Source organism: Zobellella denitrificans, assembly GCF_002237365.1.
GTDB classification, from domain to species: domain Bacteria; phylum Pseudomonadota; class Gammaproteobacteria; order Enterobacterales; family Aeromonadaceae; genus Oceanimonas; species Oceanimonas denitrificans.
In genome coordinates, this window is the sequence record NZ_NMUO01000047.1 from 1 (window position 1) to 17,528 (window position 17,528).

Sequence of the window (17,528 nt, forward strand, 5' to 3'; positions counted from 1 at the left end):
GAGTCCAGGTTGTGCCGCGGGGCGGGCCGGCGCCGGTTTGGGCCTGGTCGCCGTGGCGGCCGCCGAGGCCGGAGACAATCCCAGGCTGGGCTCGTCTTCCTCATCGTCGTCGTTGATGGCAGAGAAACGCGGCGACAGCTGCCAGTCATCCTCGTCCTCATCCTTGCGGCGGGCGGGCTCGGCCTTGCGGGTGGCGACCACGCGCACCTTGCCGATACCGTCGCGGTCAAAATCCTCGCCGTCCGCCGGCTCGCTCGCCATCTTGCCGATCGGCTTTTCACGCATCGGTTTCTGGCGTCCTTTCTGGCTGGTCCACAGGCCGTGGATCAGCAAGGCGGCGATGGCGACCGCACCCAGGATGATCAAGATAATTCGCAAATCCTGCATTATCGTTTCTCTAAAATTTTTGCTTATGTATCAGCCGTAGTGCCGACGCAAGCCGGGAGCCTGCTGCTCGAGCCGGGATATTGCCAAAGGTACCGACAAGGGTATGTTTACCATGCGCCTTTGACAAGAGTCATCTCCGCCGGCATCGGATAAAATACCCGTTTTTCACGCCGTTATCCGCCGTTGAACGCGAAAATGGCCGTCGTTGCCACCCCATGCCCAGGCGCGGCGTTCAAAAAACGTCCGTCGCGGCACGACAGCCTGCTTCGCGCTGGCCGCAGGCTCCGGGCTTGGCACCCGGGGTGGTGCTCTTTAGAATGGAGGACTTTCTGAATCCGGGAGTTGCCATGTCCGCCTCTTACCATCTGGCCAGCGGCCCTCAGTATCTGCTCAGGGGATGGGCACTGATGTGGGAGCCAGACCTGCGGAGTTTTGTGCTCATTCCCCTGGCGGTCAACCTGCTGTTGTTCGGCGGGGCCTTTTATTTCCTGTTCCTGCAGCTCGGGCAGCTGTTTGCCTGGTTCGAACAATGGCTGCCCGACTATCTGCACTGGCTGAGCTACCTGCTCTGGCCCCTGGCGGTGGTGACCATAGTATTGGTGTTCTCGCTGCTCTTCACCAGCGTGGCCAACATGCTGGCCGCCCCCTTCAACGGCCTGCTGGCCGAACGGGTGGAACAGAAGCTGACCGGCACCAGCAGCGACGAGGGCTGGTTCGCCCTGCTCAGGGATACGCCCCGCATGCTGGGGCGGGAATGGCGCAAACTGGCCTACTATGTGCCCAGGGCCCTCGGCTGCCTGCTGCTGTTTCTGGTGCCGGCCTTCGGCCAGACCCTGGCCCCCTTGCTCTGGTTTGCCTTCAGCGCCTGGATGATGGCCATCCAGTACTGCGACTATCCGTTCGACAACCACAAGGTCGATTTCGACCGGATGCGCCGGGCGCTGGCAGAGAAACGACGGCTGACCTGGAGCTTCGGCGCCAGCGTCAGCCTCTGTGCCAGCCTGCCGCTGGTCAACCTGCTGATCATGCCGGTGGCGGTGTGCGGTGCCACCGCCCTCTGGGTGGAGCACTATCCCCAGCTGCGTACCGGCCCGGTGTCCAGATGAACGAAATCCGACCCGGGGTAGTAGCCCACGCCGCCCGCTCCCAGCTGGCGGGCGGCCCGGTTGAGCTCGGCCAGGGGCACCCCGGGCAGGCGCAAGTCGATGGCCTGTCCCAGCATATGGTAGCTTTTCTTGGCCACGCCCTTGCCCTGCCGGTGCAGCAGGGCATTGGTCCGGGGGGAGCGGTAGCCGGAGATGACCTGGATTTCCCCTTGCCGGCCCAGCCGTTGCTGCAGCAGAAACAGCTGGTCGAACAATCTGGGATCGATGGGAAAGGCTTCATCACGGCGCAGGTCGCGCATCAGGCGGCTGAAGGAGCCGAGCCCCTCGTCGAGGTAGCGGCCCTGCTCCCAGAAAGTGGCGGTCACCTTCTCCCCCGAGTGCAGGTTATACAGGCTCAATCGGCGTACCGGCGCCGACAGGCTGGCCCCTGCCGGCAAGGGCAACAGGGCGGCAGCGCCCAGCGCCCCCAGCCCGAGTAAAAAACGACGACGTTCCGTACCGCATTCCCGCATGACAACTCCTCGCGTTTCGTTCAGGAGAGCATCGGTGCGCCGAGGAGAAACCCGCCGGAAGGGCCCGATTTCATGGACGGGGTGCCTCTCGGACAGCCGATGTCGTAGCAAACCGCAAGGACCTTATCCCAGGGCCGGACAAAACATCAACCGTCTTTGGTTACAATGTGTGCGCCAGACGGGAAAGTTGTGACAACCGTCCCTGTTCTATGCCAAGCAGCCCCAGATCGAGCTGACCCGCCTCAAAGGGCGCACGGAGGCGGTGGTCGAACTGGTAGATGTCATCACGAAAACGGGGCAGGCCGTCCTGTCCCAGCCAGCCGGGCCAGTACACCATGAACACCGGCAACGGCTTGTTGACCCGGAGCCAGCGGGTGTGCCGGTTGGCCTTCAGATCCGCCAGCCGGGACGGGCTCCACTGCTCGCTGAGCAGCCAGAGTGCCAGTTGCTCGGCCTCCTCCACCCGCACACAGCCCGAGCTCAGCGCCCGGCTGTCCCGGCTGAACAGCCCGCGGGAGGGCGTATCGTGCAGGTAGATGGCCTCGTTGTTGGGCAGATGGAACTTGTAGGCCCCCAGGGCATTGCGGCTGCCGGGTCGCTGCCGCAGCCGATAGGGGAAAACCCCGTCTTCGTAGAGCACCGCCTGCCATTCCTCCCGGGGCACCAGCCGCTCGCCGGCGTCCAGCACCTCGAATTCCTCGCGCTCGATATAGCCGGGATCCTGGTACAGCCGGGGCAGTATGTCCTTGGTGAGGATGGAGCGCGGCACATGCCAGGGAGGATTGACCACCACATTGGTGATCTCGCTGGCCATGATCGGGGTCTTGCGGCTGTCCTTGCCCACGATCACGTCGCTTTCCAGCACCATGGCCTGATCCTGATAGAGACGCAGCCGGTACTCGGGAATATTCACCAGCAGGTAGGCCGGGGGCAGGGTATCGCCGATCAGGGTGCGCAGCATGCTGCGCATCAACAGCTGGGCCCGGGCCAGGGGGGACACATCCAGCCAGGAATAGGTATGGGGCCCGATGACCCCGTCCACCTGCAGGCCGTGACGTTGCTGAAAGTGTCGTACGCCCTGCTCGAGGGCACTGTCGTAATAGTCATCGCCATCCATTGCGCTCGCGGGCAGGTCCCCCAGCAGTTGCAACCGTTCCCGCAGCCGGGGCACCACGGCCGCCCGCTCGCCGGGCCGGAGCGTGGCCGTTTTGAGACTGGGCCAGGGTTGCTCGGCCAGGGCCAGCAACCGCGCCAGTTGCCGCTGCAACTGAACATGATCCCCATAACCGGGCACCAGACGTTGCACCAGTTGATGGCGGCTGCCGTTTTGGGCCGCCTGCCGCAGTGCCGCGTCGTCCTCCGCGCTGGGCATCAGGCCGGATTGGGGGATACGCAGATGCTGGCGATCGACGAAAGACAGGCCGGACCACTGCCGCCAGAAAGCACTCAGCCCCAGCAGCAGCCGGTCATCGGCCTCATCAGAGGCGGTCGACACCGCCTGCCGCCACCACAGGGTCAGCTCCGGGTGCACGTCCGCCAGGGCCAGTTCCAGCCCCAGCCGGTGCAGTTGCAACCGGGCCTCGGGCTCATCCCGCCAGGACGAGGCCGTGGCCCCCAGGCTCAGACAGAGTAACAGCCACAGCCAGGTTGCTGTTCGGCACCTTTTCATCTCGCTTTCCTAACCCGCATCCAGAATCTACTATCTATTGGGCCCTGCTACAGGGGACCCGGACCAGCGCCGGGGTCGTTCACGCCGGCACTGCCTTGATAGCAGAGTTGCAGCCAAAGCACCAGCGTCCGGAGCCTGATAAGCCCCGGGATAAAGGAATATCATTTTATCATTTAATAACATATTGTTATAACAAATCGTCACTTCTCATTCCGGCAGGAAGGGTTAAGCTGACGGTGTAACGATTTTTGGTGACACTGAACCTTAGGGATAGCCACGATGAGCAAGATTTTCGAAGACAACTCACTGACCATTGGTCGTACTCCTCTGGTCAAACTGAACCGGGTAAGCCAGGGCAAGGTTTTTGCCAAGGTAGAGAGCCGCAACCCCAGCTTCAGCGTCAAGTGCCGTATCGGCGCCAACATGATCTGGGACGCGGAAAAACGCGGTGAACTGGTCCCGGGCAAGGAGCTGATCGAGCCCACCAGCGGCAACACCGGTATTGCCCTGGCCTTTGTGGCGGCGTCTCGCGGCTACCCGATCACCCTGACCATGCCCAACACCATGAGCCTGGAGCGTCGCCAGCTGCTCAAGGCGCTGGGTGCCAACCTGGTGCTGACCGAAGGCGCCAAGGGCATGAAGGGTGCCATCGAAAAGGCACTGGAGCTGAAAGAGTCAGCTCCTGAAAAATACGTGCTGCTGCAACAGTTCAACAACCCGGCCAACCCGGAGATCCACGAAAAGACCACGGGTCCCGAGATCTGGGAAGACACGGACGGCGAAATCGACGTCTTCGTGGCCGGCGTGGGTACCGGTGGCACCATCACCGGGGTGTCCCGCTACATCAAGCACACCAAGGGCAAGGCCATCACCTCCGTTGCCGTAGAGCCGGTCGAGTCCCCTGTAATCACCCAGGCCCTGGCCGGTGACGAAATCAAACCCGGCCCCCACAAAATCCAGGGCATCGGCGCCGGCTTTATCCCGGGCAACCTGGACCTGTCCCTGCTGGATCGGGTCGAGCGCGTCAGCAGTGAAGACGCCATCGAGATGGCCCGTCGCCTGATGAAGGACGAAGGCATCCTGGCCGGCATCAGCTCCGGCGCCGCCGTGGTGGCCGCCAACCGCATCGCCGCCCTGCCCGAGTTCGCCGACAAGAACATAGTGGTGGTACTGCCGAGCTCCGGCGAGCGTTACCTGAGCAGCGCCCTGTTCCAGGGCATCTTTACCGAGCAGGAACTGCAACAGTAACTCAAAAAGGCGCCGAACGGCGCCTTTTTTAATCCCGATGATCGTGTAATAACGACAAAACCTCCCCCTCCTTTGACCGGGCGCAGGTGCCATTCCCCTGAACCGGCTATCATGAGCACCATCCCTGCCCTTGCTACACTAGTGGAAGCCTTGTGCCGGCCAGGCGGCTTTCGACGGGCTTTGCCTCTTTGTTTTGAGAAAGTCCGTCTGTTATTATTACGCGTTAAATAACTCCAGGAGCTTATGACTATGGGTCTGTTCGATAAACTGAAAAGAATGGTATCTGACGACAGCAGCGACACCAGCGGCATCGAGATCTTCGCCCCCCTGTCCGGCGAAATTGTCGCCATCGAGGACGTGCCGGACGTGGTGTTCGCAGAAAAGATCGTCGGCGACGGCATCGCCATCAAGCCCAGCGGCAACAAGATGGTCGCCCCCTGCGACGGCACTATTGGTAAGATCTTTGAAACCAACCACGCTTTCTCCATCGAATCCGATTCCGGACTGGAGCTGTTCGTGCACTTCGGCATCGATACCGTCGAGCTCAAGGGCGAAGGTTTTACCCGTATTGCCCAGGAAGGCCAGCAGGTGAAGAAGGGCGACACCGTGATCGAATTCGATCTGGCCCTGCTGGAAGCCAAGGCCAAGTCCACCCTGACCCCGGTCGTTATCTCCAACATGGACGAGGTGAAGGAACTCAGCAAGCAGAGCGGCGCCGTCACCCTGGCCCAGGACGTGGTGCTGCGGGTCAAGAAGTAATCCCCCGTTTCTGTTGCAAGGCGCCGTCAGGCGCCTTTTTTATCGGCGAGAATAAAGGTAGGCACCATGTTCAACTGGTTGAAGAAACTGGCCGGCAAGGCCACGACCGACGATGGCCCTCGCTTTGAACCCCAGTCCTATCGGGGATTCGACATCTATCCCGAGCCCAGGGCCGAAGGCGGCCAGTACCGGCTGCAGGGCCGCATCGTACAGGAGCAGGACGGTAACCGGCGGGAATACCTGCTGATCCGCTCGGATCTGCTGCCCACCGCCGAGCAGGCCGCCGAACTGATGGTGGCCAAGGCCCGGCGGGTGATCGACGAAAACGGCGAGCGGCTGTTTGACTGAGTGGGAAGACTGGCGCCGGCACCTGCGACGGATCGGCGAGCGCCGGCTGCTGGTGCTGAGCGGCAGCGAAACCTGGGCCATGGCCCGGGCCGCCGAGCTGTGCCCAGAGGACAGCCTCTGGCTGGGACCGGCCCCCGCCGGCCATGAGGCCCGGGATCCCGCCCGCATCCTGCGCTACCTGGGGCGGGAATATCCCTGCCTGGTGTACAACGCCTACGGCGGCCTGCACCCGGATGCCTTCGGCGCCCTGCTGGGCACGGTCGCCGCCGGCGGCCTGGTGCTGCTGCTGTGTCCGCCCCTGGCCGACTGGCCGTCCTATCCGGATCCCGATCTGGCCCGTTACGTGGCCCTGCCCGAGCAGGCCGACGGGCTGGAAAGCCGCTTTATCCGCCGCTTTGCCGCCCTGCTGCAGCAGGATGAGCAGGTCTGGCTGTGGCGGCAAGGGCAGCCGGCTCCCGCCCTGTCCGCCCTGCCCGATACCTCCTGGCAGCGCCGGCGCGACCGCCACGGTTGCCTGAACCGCGAACAGCGCCAGGCCCTGGCCTGCATGCTGCACGCCGCCCGCCGCCGCCAGCCCCTGGTGGCCCAGTTTGCGCAGCATGTCCGGGCGCTTGCGGTACACCTGCTCGCGGGTGTCCGCATCGGCCCGGCCGTAGCCCTGGGCCGGGTTGGCCAGCACCAGGCCACGCACCCCGTCCGGATGACGGCTGGCGTAGGCGGCGCCGATCATCGCCCCCAGGGAGTGGCCCAGCAGCAGCGGCCGTTCCAGCTCCAGCGCCACCACCAGTTCGTGCAGCGCGGCGGCATAGTCCAGGGCCGACGGGGTGGCGGTCGCCAGGGGCGCGCTCTGGCCATAGCCCGGGGCGTCCCAGGCAACCAGGGTGAATTCCCGGGCCAGTGCTTCCAGCTGGCCGACCCAGGAGCCGGAGCCGGAGCTGATGCCGTGCAGCAGCACCAGGGCCGGGCCCCGGCCGGCGCAGCGGTAGGCCTGCCGGCGACCGCCGAGGTCGAGGTGGCGCAGCGGGAAGCGGGACAGGCTGTTGACCAGGGCGCTCATGGTCAGGCCCGCTTGATCTTGGACAGGGGGTGATCTTCCGGATAGGTCGGAATGGTCGGCTTGTTGGCCCCCAGCATCACGCACATCAGGGCGTCTTCCTCGCCGTGGTTGAACGGGCCGCGGTAGATGCCGGGCGGGATGGAGATCAGATCCCGCTCGCCCAGCCGGGTTTCGAACTTCTCCCCTTCATGCTCCACGAACAGGGTGATGGCGCCGCGCAGCATGAAGAACACCTCCTCCACATCGTGGTGCACGTGCAACGGGCCTTCGCACTGGGCCGGCAGCACCATGGTGGAGAAGGTGAAGTGCTCGGAGGGCACGGTATTGCTGTCGTTCTGCACCCCGGTGGCGCCGGTGCCCATGTAGCGCATCTGGGCGCGGCGGTACTTGGGATCGTAATCGGCCTGGAACTTCAGGGCCTCGAAGTCGTAACGACGGGTGCTGAAGCGGGCGATGCGGCTGTCCAGCCATTCTCCCAGGCTCTTGTCGGCGGGCTTGTTCCAGGTATCGAATTTCGCGTTCATCTTATTTCCTCTTTCGGTGGTGTTACGCCGTCCGCGGGCAAGGGGAGTCCCTTCCGCGCCGGCGGAATCAAGCAAACAGTGGGTTGAATCAGTATTTTTTGATCAGGGGCACCAGCACCAGGGAGCCGATCACCGCCACCCAGACCAGGAACAGCAGCCCCAGGTTGAAGTCGCCGGTGCGGGTCACTATGTAGCCCATCAATACCGGGGCGGCGGCGCCGGCGAAGTTGCCGAAGCCGTTGAAGATGCCGCCGGCGGTGGCGCTCACCTCGGCCGGGGTGATGCGCGCCAGCAGGGCGAACACCGACGACACCCCGAAACCCCAGCTCATGGCGCTGACCGACATGGCGAGGATGGCCAACACCGCGTCTTCCAGCTGCAACACCAGGTAGAGGGACAGGCCGGCGATCAGCAGGCCGCCGAACACCTGGGCCGCGCGCTTGCCGGTCTTGTCCGACAGGAAGGCGCCGGCGATCTCCCCCGCCAGCATGGCGATAAAGGGCAGCGACGACAGGGCGCCGAAGGACTTGAGGTCCACCCCCTTTTCCTCGATCAGGTAGCTCGGCAGCCAGCCGTTCAGGCCCCAGAGGTAGGTGAGCAGGGCGACATTGAACAGGCACAGGGCCCAGAACGCCGGGGTGGCGAACAGCTGCCGGCTGTTGCGCAGGTGCTGCTGCCAGCTCATCCGCTTACGGGGGCCGGACAGCTGCGCCTCGGCGCGCAGCTGCACCCCCCTGAGCCCGAAGTACACCACCGCCAGGGTCACCAGGGTCAACGCCGCCATCACGAAGAAGGTCATCTGCCAGCCGTACAGGTTGAGGATAAAGGCGGTGATGGGGAAACCGAGCGCGGCGCCGATGGGGGTGCCGAGCAGGAACATGGTGCTGGCCCGGGCCTGCTGGCCGGCGCTGTAGCACTGCTTGACGATGCTGTAGGCCAGGGCGAACAGCGGGCCTTCGGCGATGCCGAGCAGCACCCGCAACGCCAGCAGCTGTTCGTAGCTGGTGGCCAGGCCCATCAGCGCCATCAGCACGCCCCAGGAAGCCACGCTCACCAGCAGACAGGTACGCGGATTGATGAGATCGCCGACAACGCTCAGAAAGATGGAGGAAAAGCCGTAGGCCAGCAGGAAGCTGGTCATCAGCCAGCCGAGCCGGGTCTTGTCGGTACCTATGCCCATGGCGTCCTGGAAAGCCGGGTCCGAGAACAGCACGGCGATGCTGATCTTGTCGAAAAAGGCCAGCACCACGCACACCATCAGCACGACGGAGATGGACCATTGCTTGATCAGGCTCGACGGCACCGGCATCTTGGCAGTCCCGATGGTTTCTTTCAGCGTTTCCATACTTATAACCCTTTATTCCGTTTTACGGTTTCAGCGCCATCAGGTTGACGGCGGGATCGGCCAGTTGCTCGGCGGGCAGCAGGGTGCCGGCCCTGAGCCAGCGCTTGCCGAGCTTGACCAGCCTGGCGTCGTTGACCGCGATCATCGACTCCAGCCTCCCCTCCCCATCCAGGTAGATAAAGGCCTGCTGCCGGTCGCCGACCTGCCGCCGCACCAGGCGGCTGTCGCCGTTGGCGGGAATGCCCAGGATCTGGATGTTGCAGTCGTATTGATCCGACCAGATCCAGGGCTCGTCCCGGTAGGGGCTGTCCTCGCCGAGCATGGCTTTCGCCGCCGAGATGGCCTGGTTCTGGGCATTGGCCCAGGACTGGATGCAAAAGCCCAGCCCGGGGTGGATGGCCACGTCGCCGGCGGCGTAGATGTCCGGATCCGAGGTCCGGCCCTGCTCGTCGACCACCAGCCCCTGGGCCACGTCCAGGCCGGCGTCGCGGCCCAGCTCGGTGGCGATCTCGGCGCCCGCCCCCACCACCACCGCATCGGCCTCCAGCAGTTGCTGTCCGTCCCGGAGCAGGCGCAGGGTTCCCTGGTCGGTGGCCACCAGCTCGAGGAGGCCGCAGTCCAGCTCTACCTCGACGCCCTGCTCCCGGTGCAGCTCCCGCAGGAAGTCGGACACCTCGGGCCGCACGCTGCGGGCACAGAGCCGCTCGCCCAGCTCGAACAGGCTCACCGCCACCCCCTTGGCCCGGGCGGTGGCGGCCACTTCCAGGCCGATCCAGCCGCCGCCGAGGATGGCCAGGCGCTTGCCCGGCGCCAGCCGCTCGCCCAGGCGGGCCGCATCCTCGGGGGTGCGCAGGGTGAACACCTGGGGCAGGCTCAGCCATTCCCGCACCGGCACCCGGGCCCGGCTGCCGGTGGCGATCAGCAGCTTGTCGTAGGCCAGCTCGGTGCCGTTGTCGAGGGTCACCACATGGCCGCGGGGGTCGATGGCGGTGGCCCGGGCCGGCTTGTGCCAGTCGATGCTCATGGCGTCGATGGCCTCGTCGGAGAACAGCTGCAGCGCCGCCGGGGCCATGTCGCCGGCCAGCACCTGCTTGGACAGGGGCGGCCGCTCGTAAAAAACCCGCTCTTCGTCGGACACCACTGACAACCTGCCCCCATAACCCTGTTGCCTTAAGGTATGGGCGGCCCAGGCTCCGGCCTGGCCTGCGCCGATAATGACGATGCGGGAAATCGCTTGGTTCATGGTTCAGCCCCCCTGTTTGACCTGGCGCCGGGTGTGGCCGTCCAGGCCGCCCTCGATCGCCCACTCAGTAAAGAGTTCCAGCCGGTGCTCCATGGTGCGGGGCTGCCAGGCGGGAGTGAGGTAGTCGTCGTTGGTGTAGTACTCGAAGGCACCACCCAGGGGGCTGTTCACGTACCAGAAATAGGCGGAAGAAATGGGGTGACGGCCCGGGCCGATAAAGGTGGACCAGCCCTTGCGGTTCATCGCCATGCCGGCGCCGATCACCTCGTGGATATCGCGCACGGTAAAGGCCACGTGGTTGAGCCCGGCGGCCTTGCCCGGCACGTGCAGCAGGAAGAGATCGTGGTGGTGGCCTTCGGCGGCACAGCGCATGAAGGCCCCCTTGCCCTCATAGCAGTCGGACAGGTGAAAGCCGAGCCGGTCCCGGTAGAAGGCCTCGGTCCTGGCCAGGTCCGGGGTGAAGAACACCACGTGGCCCACGCCGATGGGCTCGCCCCGCTCGTACACCGGGCTGGCCTCGTCCACCCGGCGGATGTCGCCGTGCTGGTTGATGGCGGCCACCCGCAGCGCGACCGGCTGCACGGCGCTCGGCCGGAAACGCAGGGTCATGCCGTTGGGATCCCGGCAGCTCAGGCCCCCGGCGTCGCGGGCCAGGCCCTCGACCCCGGCCAGGCGCCCGGCCAGCTGCTCCAGACAGGCGGCGCTTTCGACGCCCCAGACCACTTCACGCAGGGTGGAGCCGGGCTCGAAGGCAGCCGGCAGCCGGGCGTCGTCGATGTCGAACAGGTAGAGCCGGCTCTGGTTCAGGGTGAGGAACAGATCCGCCCCCGGGATGTCGCTCTCGCCACGGCTCAGGCCGAAGTCGGCGAGGAAGCTGGCGGCCTTTGGCCTGTCGTCCACCCCGAATTTCAGGGCTTCAATTCCGGTAATCTTCATGGTCATACTCTCTCTTGTTGGCAGCCGGGTCAGTTGAAGACGAAGCCGCCGTTGACCGGCAGGTTCTGGCCGGTGACGAAGGACGACAGATCCGACAGCAGGTAGAGCACGGCGCCATTGACGTCCTCCGGCAACTGGGGCCGGTGGATGGCGCGGCCGTCCACATACTGGTCGTGGCGGGCCTGGGGCACGTATTGGGTGGCTTCCACCAGGGTCAGCCCCGGGCTGACGGCGTTGACGCAGATGCGGTATTCGCCGAGCTCCCGGGCCATGGAGCGGGTCATCGCCAGCAGGGCGCCCTTGCTGGCCACGTAGGCCAGCAGCCGGGGCGCGCCCCACAGCGCGGTGTCGGAGGCGATGTTGACCACCTTGCCCGCGCCCGCCGCCTTGAGGTAGGGCACCGCCGCCCGGGTCATCAGCCAGCTGCCGCGCACATTGACGGTCATCACCCGGTCCCACACCTCGATGTCCAGATCGGTCATGTCGACCCCGCCGATGCCGGTGGCGATGGCGCCGCAGTTGACCAGGCCGTCCAGGCCGCCGAGCAGGCCGGCGGCGTCCCGGGCGCAGGCCTCGATGGAAGCCGGATCCGCCAGATCCAGCGCCAGGCCGTGGGCGATGAGCCCCTCGGCGGCCAGGGTCCTGGCCTCCGCCATCACCTGCCCGGCGAGGATGTCGGCCATGGCCACCTCGGCGCCGGCGGCGGTGGCGGCGCGGGCGAAGTCCAGCCCCAGGCCCCGGGCGGCGCCTGTGATCAGCAGCTTCTTGCCCTGCAGCAACTTATCCATGGTTCTCGGCCTCTTGCCTGGCCGCCAGTTGGGCCAGCTGCTGTTCGGCGGTTTTCTTCATCAGCCGGCGCAGGCGCGACAGGCCCACATCGTGCTGGTAGAGGAACTCGTGGTCGCGGGCGTTGGGCGCCAGCTGCTCGAGGATGACGCGGTCCTGCTCCAGCACGTCCCAGTGCAGCTTTTCCAGGTGGTTACGGTAGAGGAAGCGCCACACGTCGCGCTGCCAGCCGCTGACCTTGCGCGCCCGCCAGAAGAACACCCGGGTGTGGTGCTCGTCCACCGGGGTGGCGAAACCGACAATCCAGAATTCACCGCCCGGACCGAACTGCCGGCGGTAGGGAATGGACAGGCGCAGCCAGAAGGCGCCGCTGCTGCCGAACTCGACCCAGTCGAAGTTGACCCCGGTCTGGCCGGTTTTCTCGAAGATAAAGCCGTGCTCGGTGTTGCGGGCACGCATGTCGGCGCTCTTGTCCCCTTCCGCCATGGAGTGGGAGGTGCAGTGCAGGTAGCTGCCGTGCATGGGATCCATGACGTTGTCGACGGCATAGCGGTAGTTCACCGCCCAGTCCGCCTGGCACAGGAAGCTGCTCCACTCCTCGCTGTCGAGCTGCTCGGGCAGCACCAGATCGGCGGGCTCGGCGTCCGGATCCAGGCCGAACCAGAGGAAGATGGCGCCGTGCTTTTCGATCACCGGGTAGGAGCGCAGGCACTTGCTGCCGGTCATGGGGCAGGCGCTCACCGCCGGCACCTCGGCGACCACGCCGTCCCCCTTCACTTCCACCCCGTGGTACCAGCAGGCCACCCGGTCGCCCAGGTTCCAGCCCAGGGACAGCCGCGCGCCCCGGTGCGGGCAGCGATCTTCCAGGGCGTTGACCTTGCCCTCGGCGTCGCGCCACAGCACGATGTTTTCGCCCAGGCGGGTGATGCCGACCGGGCTGTTGCCCACTTCCCAGCTGGCCACCACCGGATACCACAGATCCTTGAGGCCCAAATCCAGATGGCGTTCGACTGCAAGCTGTTGATTCATTTTGTTCTCCTAGCTTCCCTGTGAGGCGCCGCTCAGTAACCGAGGCGGGCCATTTCGTCCTGAAAATTGGCGGGGGTCCAGGCCTCGCCGGCTTCGTTGCGCAGCCCGCGCCGGTTGAGGGCGGCCACCAGTTCGTCCAGTTCGGCGATGCCCTCGGCGAAGGCGCTTTCCAGCTGGCTGACCAGCGCCTGCTCGTAGCGGGTGGGCTCGCGGTAGCGGTTCTGCCACACCAGGTTGCGGGTCTTGCCCGGGATCTGGATGTTGTTGAGGCCGGCCTCGGTGGCGGGCTCGTTCTTCAGCCAGGCGGCCAGTTTGGGATTGAAGTTGTCCATGGTGCTGTTCCTTGTCATGCCATGTTCAGCAGTACGTCGTCGCCGTCGACCCGTACCTCGTAGATGTGGAGATCACGACAGCCGGGGCCACTTTGCAGCTTGCCGGTGGGGATATCGAAGATGGCCTCGTGCAGCGGGCACTCGACGGTGCGGCCTTCAACAAAGCCCTCGGTAAGCAGGGCATAGGCATGGGGACAGATGTCCTCGATGGCGTGCAGGCGGCCTTCCACCCTGAACACGCCGATCTCCTTGTCGCCTACCTTGACGGCCAGCGGGCTCTCATCGGAGATGTCGCCCAGCTTGCAAATGGAAACCCAGTTCATGGCTCCGTCACTCCTTTGTGTTTTATATATGAAACTATGATTTACCTACGAAACAAAGATTAGATCCGTTCATTGACCTCTGTCAACACAAGGTTTCTTTGTTGTTAAATTTTTTGAGGGGATTGGGCGGGTGTTTTATGACCAGGAGTTATTAGCGCCGGGAGCCGGCCATAAAAAACGCCATGCGGTCGGCATGGCGTTGGTGGGGGAGTCTCGGCGCCTTGAGGGCGCGGGATCAGGGATGGGCGTTGTTCAGGCTCAGGGTGCGGGACAGGCTCTGGGCGGCGGCGATGACCTCGTCCCGGATGCGGCCTTCGAACTCTTCCCGGGCAATGCCGCCCAGCGGGCAGCTGACCGACACCGAGGCGATCATGCTGCTGTCGCTCTGCCGGTAGATGGGCGCGGCACAGGCGGCCATGGCCGGGTTGAAGTAGCCCCAGCTGATCAGGGCCGGCTGCCCGCGCACCTCGCGGATACGCGCCAACAGCGCCTCCAGGCTGGTGGGCGTGCCCTCGGTGAAGGTTTCCCAACGGTAGTCCCGGTACAATTCGGTGATGGCCTCGTCGGACAGGTCGGAGAGCAGCAGCTGGCCGGTGACGGTGGCGTGGGCCGGCCAGCGGGTACCGACCCCCACCGTGCTGGTGAAGGGGCCCGTGGCCTGGTAGCGATCCACGAACACGATATCGGTGCCCTGGCGGATCACCAGGTGGCAGGCGATGGTGGTTTGATCCCGCAACCGCTGCATGATGGGGCGCGACGGCTCCAGCAAATCCAGCCCCGACAGGTAGGTGAAGCCCAGATCCAGTACCCTGGAATTCAGGCGGTAACGGCGGGAGTTGTCTTCCTTGTGCAGAAAACCGCAGTGCTCCAGGGTATAGGCGATACGAAAGGCGCTGGAGCGGTTGACCCCGATAATCTCGGCCAGCTCGGACACGCTCAAATTCCTTTTCTCGTCGCTGAACGCCTGCAGCGCCTCCAGCCCCCGCACCAGGCCGGGGACTATGTATCTGTCATCGGTTTCCATAGGTTCCTCTGTGCCCGACATTTGTTGCCTTATAAAGGCAAAATTGGAGCATGGCCCCGCCCTTTCGTCAACGCCCGGCTAAGGGGAGGCCGGCGTCGCCGCCCGCTGGCGGGGCCAGCGCCCAAAAAAACGCCCCCATTAAGGAGGCGGCGTAAAGGGCAAGGCTATAGTTTTTGGTTGATGTTATGACGGTTGTGATTGTCTTTCCTCCGGCCCGGGCCTGCTTCAGAGATGAAGGCCCTCGCGAATCGATTTCAGGGTCAGCTCGTTGGACCACTCGGGCCGGTCGGGATAGGCGAACACCGCGTTGGTGACGATGCCGTCGAACTTGATTTCCCTGAGCTTGCGGTACAGGGCGTCGAAGTCCACCTCGCCCTCGCCCGGGTTGAGGTGCTGGTGAATGGTCACGTCCGCGTCCGGCGGGTTGATGATGTAGCGCAGGCCGAAGCCGGCCTTGTGGTTGAAGGTGTCGGCGATCAGCACATGGGCCAGCAGATCGCCGGCTTCCTCGATGTGTTTGACCACATCGCCGATGCCGTCGTCGTAATAGAAGGCGTGGGGCACCGAATAGACCAGCTTGATCCAGTCCTTGTCCAGGGCGCGGATCATGCGCACCGCTTCGATGTTCTGCTCGATAAAGTCGTGGGGATGGGACTGCAGGTTGAGCTTGATGCTCTCGCGCTCGAACAGCGGCATCAGCTCTTCCATCGAGCGGACGAAGGCATCCTCGCTGGCCTGGGGCTTGCGCTTGTTGCCGCTGAACTCGGAGTTCATCAGATCCACCCCCAGTTCGGCGGTGATCTCGATGCAGCGCTTCCAGTTGCGCACCGCGGCCTGGCGCTCTTCCTCCACCGGGGAGGACCACTGCTGCACCGGCAGCACCGAAGAGATCCTGACGCCGGCGTCGGCACAATACTTTTTCAGATCCTTGATCAGCTGCCGATCGACCTTGGGATACTCGTAGAACCAGATGAAATCCTTGCGCGGAGACAGCTCTACCCATTCGTATCCCAGCCGGGCCACGGTGTCGATGGTCTCCTTCAGGCCGGTGTTGTCACGATAGTGCGACGGATCGTATACCAAACGCATAACTCTGCTCCCTTGACTCAGCAGTCCAAACAGCGGCGGCTCCCGGCGGCGGGAACCGGCTCCTTTCATTATTGATGCTGCCGGTTACGGGCGATAAGGCGCCGCACCGGCACAGACGATGAAACAAATATTCCACACAAACCCAAAAATCGAAACATTCAATCCACAAAAGTTTTCAAAGTGTGACCGATGCCAAATTTCGTCTTCTGGGCCCGCCCCGGCCATGCTATAAATGAGTTCCCTTTATCCGGGAGTGCCCAATGAAAACAAGAAAAATCAGAAAAGGCGTGCTGGCCTGCTCGCTGATGGTCGCCCTCTGGGCGCCGCTGCTCGCCACCGCCGCCACCATGGACAAGTACGCCGACAAGCCGGTCTGGATGGACTGGGCTTTCTTCGGCAACACCGTCATCTCCGCCAGCCTCACCCGCTGGAGCAGCAGAGAAGACGAATAACCCGGCCGCAGGGACGCGCCCCTTTCTTCCCTTTCCATCCTCCCATCCGCTACCACCTTACCCCCCCTTTTCCGGCTCTCCGGCAACGATTTCTGTGAACCTCGCCACAGCATGCGAAACAAAATGTTAACAATTTAGCAACCAAAGACTAAGGTCTGTCTGTGAACTAATTGTTCACAACAAAGCAAACAAAAAAGTACACACGCAGAAGACCCCATTGCCAAGGAGAGAATGCATGCACAAGCTTGGAAGCGCCTTACTGATCGCCGCCGGTATGACACTGGCTCCTCTCGGACAGGCCCTGGCCGCCGAGGATCAGCACAAGATCGCCGTATTGATCCCGGGTAAGCACGACGACAACGGCTTTATGCAGGCCGCCTACCGGGGCTATGAAAAGATCAAGGCGGAGCTCGATGTCAACGCCAGTTATGTATCCAATATTTCCGCCACGTCCGATCCGGCATTGCTCACCGAAGCCATGCGCAAGCTGGCGCAGGAAGGCCCCGACCTCATCATCGCCCATGGCGGCCAGTGCAACGGCCCGGCAGAGATAGTGAGCAAGGAGTTTCCCGACATCCGGTTCGTGGTGATCCAGGGCCATGTACAGGGCCCCAACCTTTCGAGCTATGTGGTTCGCCAGGAAGACTCGGCCTGGCTGGCCGGCGCCCTGGCCGGGCTGACCACCCGGACCGACGTGGTCGGCCATATTTCCGGTGCCTGGCCCCAGCCCGGCCTGATCGGCCGCGCCGCCTTTTACGACGGAGTCAAACACGTCAATCCCGACGCCAAGTTCCTGACCTGGTTTACCGGCGATCTGGACAATACCGACATCAACGCCCAGGCGGCCGCCGCCGAAATCGGCCAGGGCGCCGATGTGATCTACACCATGCTCAACGCCGGCCGCCAGGGGGTGATCGACGAGATCAAATCCCATGACGGCAAGGTACGCCATATCGGCAACGTGTCCGACTGGACCCAGGTGGACACCAGCTTCGTGGGCTCGGCGGTGGCCGACGCCAGCGTAGCCATCCTCAACGCCGCCCGCGACTTTACCACCGGCCAATGGCAGCCCGACCAGATCACCGAGATCGGCCTGGGCCAGGGCGACGTGGTCAAACTGACCCTGGCAGAGGACGTCTCACCCGAGATAAGACAGCAACTGGACGAGCTGGCCGCCAAGCTCATCAGCGGCGAGATCCGCATCAACACCAGCTACGAAGGCCCCGAGTTCAACCCGGCCACCGGTGAATTCGTGCCGCAGTCCTTCAAGGAAGAGCTGAAAGCCAAGTCCTGATATACCATGCCTTTGAATAAATGAGCGCCTGCGGCGCTCATGCGGGCGGGCCGCCCGCGCTCCAC

18 protein-coding genes and 3 pseudogenes are annotated in these 17,528 nt (G+C 64.1%); 7 read left to right on the top strand and 14 right to left on the bottom strand.

The genetic code is table 11. From position 1 onward, the window contains the following. Positions 1-387, bottom strand: a pseudogene (locus CGX12_RS11180) (cell division protein ZipA); the annotation flags it as partial. 347 nt (positions 388-734) lie between these two features. On the opposite strand from CGX12_RS11180, the gene cysZ reads away from it, so the two are divergent. Then, a complete protein-coding gene (gene cysZ / locus CGX12_RS11185) occupies positions 735-1,493 on the top strand; it encodes a sulfate transporter CysZ (RefSeq protein ID WP_094039966.1) in 759 nt (252 codons plus the stop codon). Here the strand turns inward: cysZ and mepK are convergent. Both mepK and CGX12_RS11195 read right to left on the bottom strand, forming a co-directional pair. After that, on the bottom strand, positions 1,457-2,005 hold the full coding sequence (mepK, locus tag CGX12_RS11190; protein WP_094039967.1) for a peptidoglycan L,D-endopeptidase MepK: 549 nt from the start codon (positions 2,003-2,005) through the stop codon (positions 1,457-1,459). The genes cysZ and mepK overlap by 37 nt on opposite strands. 160 nt (positions 2,006-2,165) lie before the next feature. After that, positions 2,166-3,674, bottom strand: a complete 1,509-nt coding sequence (locus CGX12_RS11195; protein WP_094039968.1) for a L,D-transpeptidase family protein — start codon at positions 3,672-3,674, stop codon at positions 2,166-2,168. A gap of 279 nt (positions 3,675-3,953) precedes the next feature. Between CGX12_RS11195 and cysK the strand changes: the two genes are divergently transcribed. The 4 genes and pseudogenes from cysK to CGX12_RS20395 all read left to right on the top strand — a co-directional run. Further along, the gene (gene cysK, locus CGX12_RS11200) at positions 3,954-4,922 is read left to right on the top strand and encodes a cysteine synthase A (protein ID WP_094039969.1); all 969 of its coding nucleotides are present in this window, start codon (positions 3,954-3,956) and stop codon (positions 4,920-4,922) included. A 249-nt stretch (positions 4,923-5,171) separates the two neighbouring features. Further along, entirely contained in the window at positions 5,172-5,681 is a 510-nt protein-coding gene (gene crr / locus CGX12_RS11205) for a PTS glucose transporter subunit IIA (RefSeq protein WP_094039970.1), read from the top strand. A gap of 66 nt (positions 5,682-5,747) precedes the next feature. Continuing rightward, on the top strand, positions 5,748-6,029 hold the full coding sequence (locus CGX12_RS11210) for an HlyU family transcriptional regulator (protein WP_094039971.1): 282 nt from the start codon (positions 5,748-5,750) through the stop codon (positions 6,027-6,029). A 52-nt stretch (positions 6,030-6,081) separates the two neighbouring features. Then, positions 6,082-6,411 (top strand): annotated as a pseudogene (locus CGX12_RS20395) (tRNA(Met) cytidine acetyltransferase TmcA domain-containing protein); the annotation flags it as partial. A gap of 105 nt (positions 6,412-6,516) precedes the next feature. Here the strand turns inward: CGX12_RS20395 and CGX12_RS20400 are convergent. The 11 genes and pseudogenes from CGX12_RS20400 to CGX12_RS11265 form a co-directional block, all read right to left on the bottom strand. Next, a pseudogene (locus CGX12_RS20400) lies at positions 6,517-7,086 on the bottom strand (alpha/beta fold hydrolase); the annotation flags it as partial. A 2-nt stretch (positions 7,087-7,088) separates the two neighbouring features. Next, positions 7,089-7,610: a cupin domain-containing protein gene (locus CGX12_RS11220; protein ID WP_094039973.1), complete on the bottom strand. Its 522-nt coding sequence runs from the start codon at positions 7,608-7,610 to the stop codon at positions 7,089-7,091. An 88-nt stretch (positions 7,611-7,698) separates the two neighbouring features. Next, the gene (locus tag CGX12_RS11225; protein ID WP_094039974.1) at positions 7,699-8,955 is read right to left on the bottom strand and encodes an MFS transporter; all 1,257 of its coding nucleotides are present in this window, start codon (positions 8,953-8,955) and stop codon (positions 7,699-7,701) included. 22 nt (positions 8,956-8,977) lie between these two features. Then, positions 8,978-10,198: an NAD(P)/FAD-dependent oxidoreductase gene (locus tag CGX12_RS11230; RefSeq protein ID WP_094039975.1), complete on the bottom strand. Its 1,221-nt coding sequence runs from the start codon at positions 10,196-10,198 to the stop codon at positions 8,978-8,980. A gap of 3 nt (positions 10,199-10,201) precedes the next feature. Continuing rightward, the gene (locus tag CGX12_RS11235; RefSeq protein WP_094039993.1) at positions 10,202-11,134 is read right to left on the bottom strand and encodes a VOC family protein; all 933 of its coding nucleotides are present in this window, start codon (positions 11,132-11,134) and stop codon (positions 10,202-10,204) included. Positions 11,135-11,163: 29 nt separating this feature from the next. Further along, positions 11,164-11,922: an SDR family oxidoreductase gene (locus CGX12_RS11240; protein WP_094039976.1), complete on the bottom strand. Its 759-nt coding sequence runs from the start codon at positions 11,920-11,922 to the stop codon at positions 11,164-11,166. Further along, complete coding sequence (locus CGX12_RS11245) at positions 11,915-12,949, bottom strand: Rieske 2Fe-2S domain-containing protein (RefSeq protein WP_094039977.1); 1,035 nt, start codon at positions 12,947-12,949, stop codon at positions 11,915-11,917. Before CGX12_RS11245 ends, CGX12_RS11240 begins: the two co-directional genes overlap by 8 nt. A 32-nt stretch (positions 12,950-12,981) precedes the next feature. Continuing rightward, positions 12,982-13,281 carry a recombinase-like helix-turn-helix domain-containing protein gene (locus CGX12_RS11250; RefSeq protein WP_094039978.1) on the bottom strand — a complete coding sequence of 100 codons (300 nt, stop codon included), beginning with the start codon at positions 13,279-13,281 and terminating at the stop codon, positions 12,982-12,984. A gap of 14 nt (positions 13,282-13,295) precedes the next feature. Beyond that, a complete protein-coding gene (locus CGX12_RS11255; protein WP_094039979.1) occupies positions 13,296-13,604 on the bottom strand; it encodes a non-heme iron oxygenase ferredoxin subunit in 309 nt (102 codons plus the stop codon). 235 nt (positions 13,605-13,839) lie between these two features. Continuing rightward, the gene (locus CGX12_RS11260) at positions 13,840-14,628 is read right to left on the bottom strand and encodes an IclR family transcriptional regulator (RefSeq protein ID WP_094039980.1); all 789 of its coding nucleotides are present in this window, start codon (positions 14,626-14,628) and stop codon (positions 13,840-13,842) included. A 225-nt stretch (positions 14,629-14,853) separates the two neighbouring features. After that, the gene (locus CGX12_RS11265; RefSeq protein WP_094039981.1) at positions 14,854-15,717 is read right to left on the bottom strand and encodes a sugar phosphate isomerase/epimerase family protein; all 864 of its coding nucleotides are present in this window, start codon (positions 15,715-15,717) and stop codon (positions 14,854-14,856) included. 260 nt (positions 15,718-15,977) lie between these two features. On the opposite strand from CGX12_RS11265, the gene CGX12_RS19580 reads away from it, so the two are divergent. Further along, on the top strand, positions 15,978-16,169 hold the full coding sequence (locus CGX12_RS19580) for a hypothetical protein (protein WP_142995611.1): 192 nt from the start codon (positions 15,978-15,980) through the stop codon (positions 16,167-16,169). 235 nt (positions 16,170-16,404) lie between these two features. Then, the gene (locus CGX12_RS11270; RefSeq protein ID WP_094039982.1) at positions 16,405-17,463 is read left to right on the top strand and encodes a BMP family protein; all 1,059 of its coding nucleotides are present in this window, start codon (positions 16,405-16,407) and stop codon (positions 17,461-17,463) included. The last annotated feature ends 65 nt before the right edge of the window (positions 17,464-17,528 follow it).

Coding starts and splice junctions, on each gene's coding strand:
- CGX12_RS11270 (WP_094039982.1), top strand. CDS start 16,405: ATGCACAAGCTTGGAAGCGCCTTACTGATCGCCGCCGGTATGACACTG.
- CGX12_RS11245 (WP_094039977.1), bottom strand. CDS start 12,949: ATGAATCAACAGCTTGCAGTCGAACGCCATCTGGATTTGGGCCTCAAG.
- CGX12_RS11195 (WP_094039968.1), bottom strand. CDS start 3,674: ATGAAAAGGTGCCGAACAGCAACCTGGCTGTGGCTGTTACTCTGTCTG.
- CGX12_RS11210 (WP_094039971.1), top strand. CDS start 5,748: ATGTTCAACTGGTTGAAGAAACTGGCCGGCAAGGCCACGACCGACGAT.
- cysK (WP_094039969.1), top strand. CDS start 3,954: ATGAGCAAGATTTTCGAAGACAACTCACTGACCATTGGTCGTACTCCT.
- CGX12_RS11255 (WP_094039979.1), bottom strand. CDS start 13,604: ATGAACTGGGTTTCCATTTGCAAGCTGGGCGACATCTCCGATGAGAGC.
- CGX12_RS11220 (WP_094039973.1), bottom strand. CDS start 7,610: ATGAACGCGAAATTCGATACCTGGAACAAGCCCGCCGACAAGAGCCTG.
- CGX12_RS11265 (WP_094039981.1), bottom strand. CDS start 15,717: ATGCGTTTGGTATACGATCCGTCGCACTATCGTGACAACACCGGCCTG.
- CGX12_RS11225 (WP_094039974.1), bottom strand. CDS start 8,955: ATGGAAACGCTGAAAGAAACCATCGGGACTGCCAAGATGCCGGTGCCG.
- mepK (WP_094039967.1), bottom strand. CDS start 2,005: ATGCGGGAATGCGGTACGGAACGTCGTCGTTTTTTACTCGGGCTGGGG.
- CGX12_RS11230 (WP_094039975.1), bottom strand. CDS start 10,198: ATGAACCAAGCGATTTCCCGCATCGTCATTATCGGCGCAGGCCAGGCC.
- CGX12_RS11250 (WP_094039978.1), bottom strand. CDS start 13,281: ATGGACAACTTCAATCCCAAACTGGCCGCCTGGCTGAAGAACGAGCCC.
- CGX12_RS19580 (WP_142995611.1), top strand. CDS start 15,978: ATGAAAACAAGAAAAATCAGAAAAGGCGTGCTGGCCTGCTCGCTGATG.
- CGX12_RS11235 (WP_094039993.1), bottom strand. CDS start 11,134: ATGAAGATTACCGGAATTGAAGCCCTGAAATTCGGGGTGGACGACAGG.
- CGX12_RS11240 (WP_094039976.1), bottom strand. CDS start 11,922: ATGGATAAGTTGCTGCAGGGCAAGAAGCTGCTGATCACAGGCGCCGCC.
- cysZ (WP_094039966.1), top strand. CDS start 735: ATGTCCGCCTCTTACCATCTGGCCAGCGGCCCTCAGTATCTGCTCAGG.
- crr (WP_094039970.1), top strand. CDS start 5,172: ATGGGTCTGTTCGATAAACTGAAAAGAATGGTATCTGACGACAGCAGC.
- CGX12_RS11260 (WP_094039980.1), bottom strand. CDS start 14,628: ATGGAAACCGATGACAGATACATAGTCCCCGGCCTGGTGCGGGGGCTG.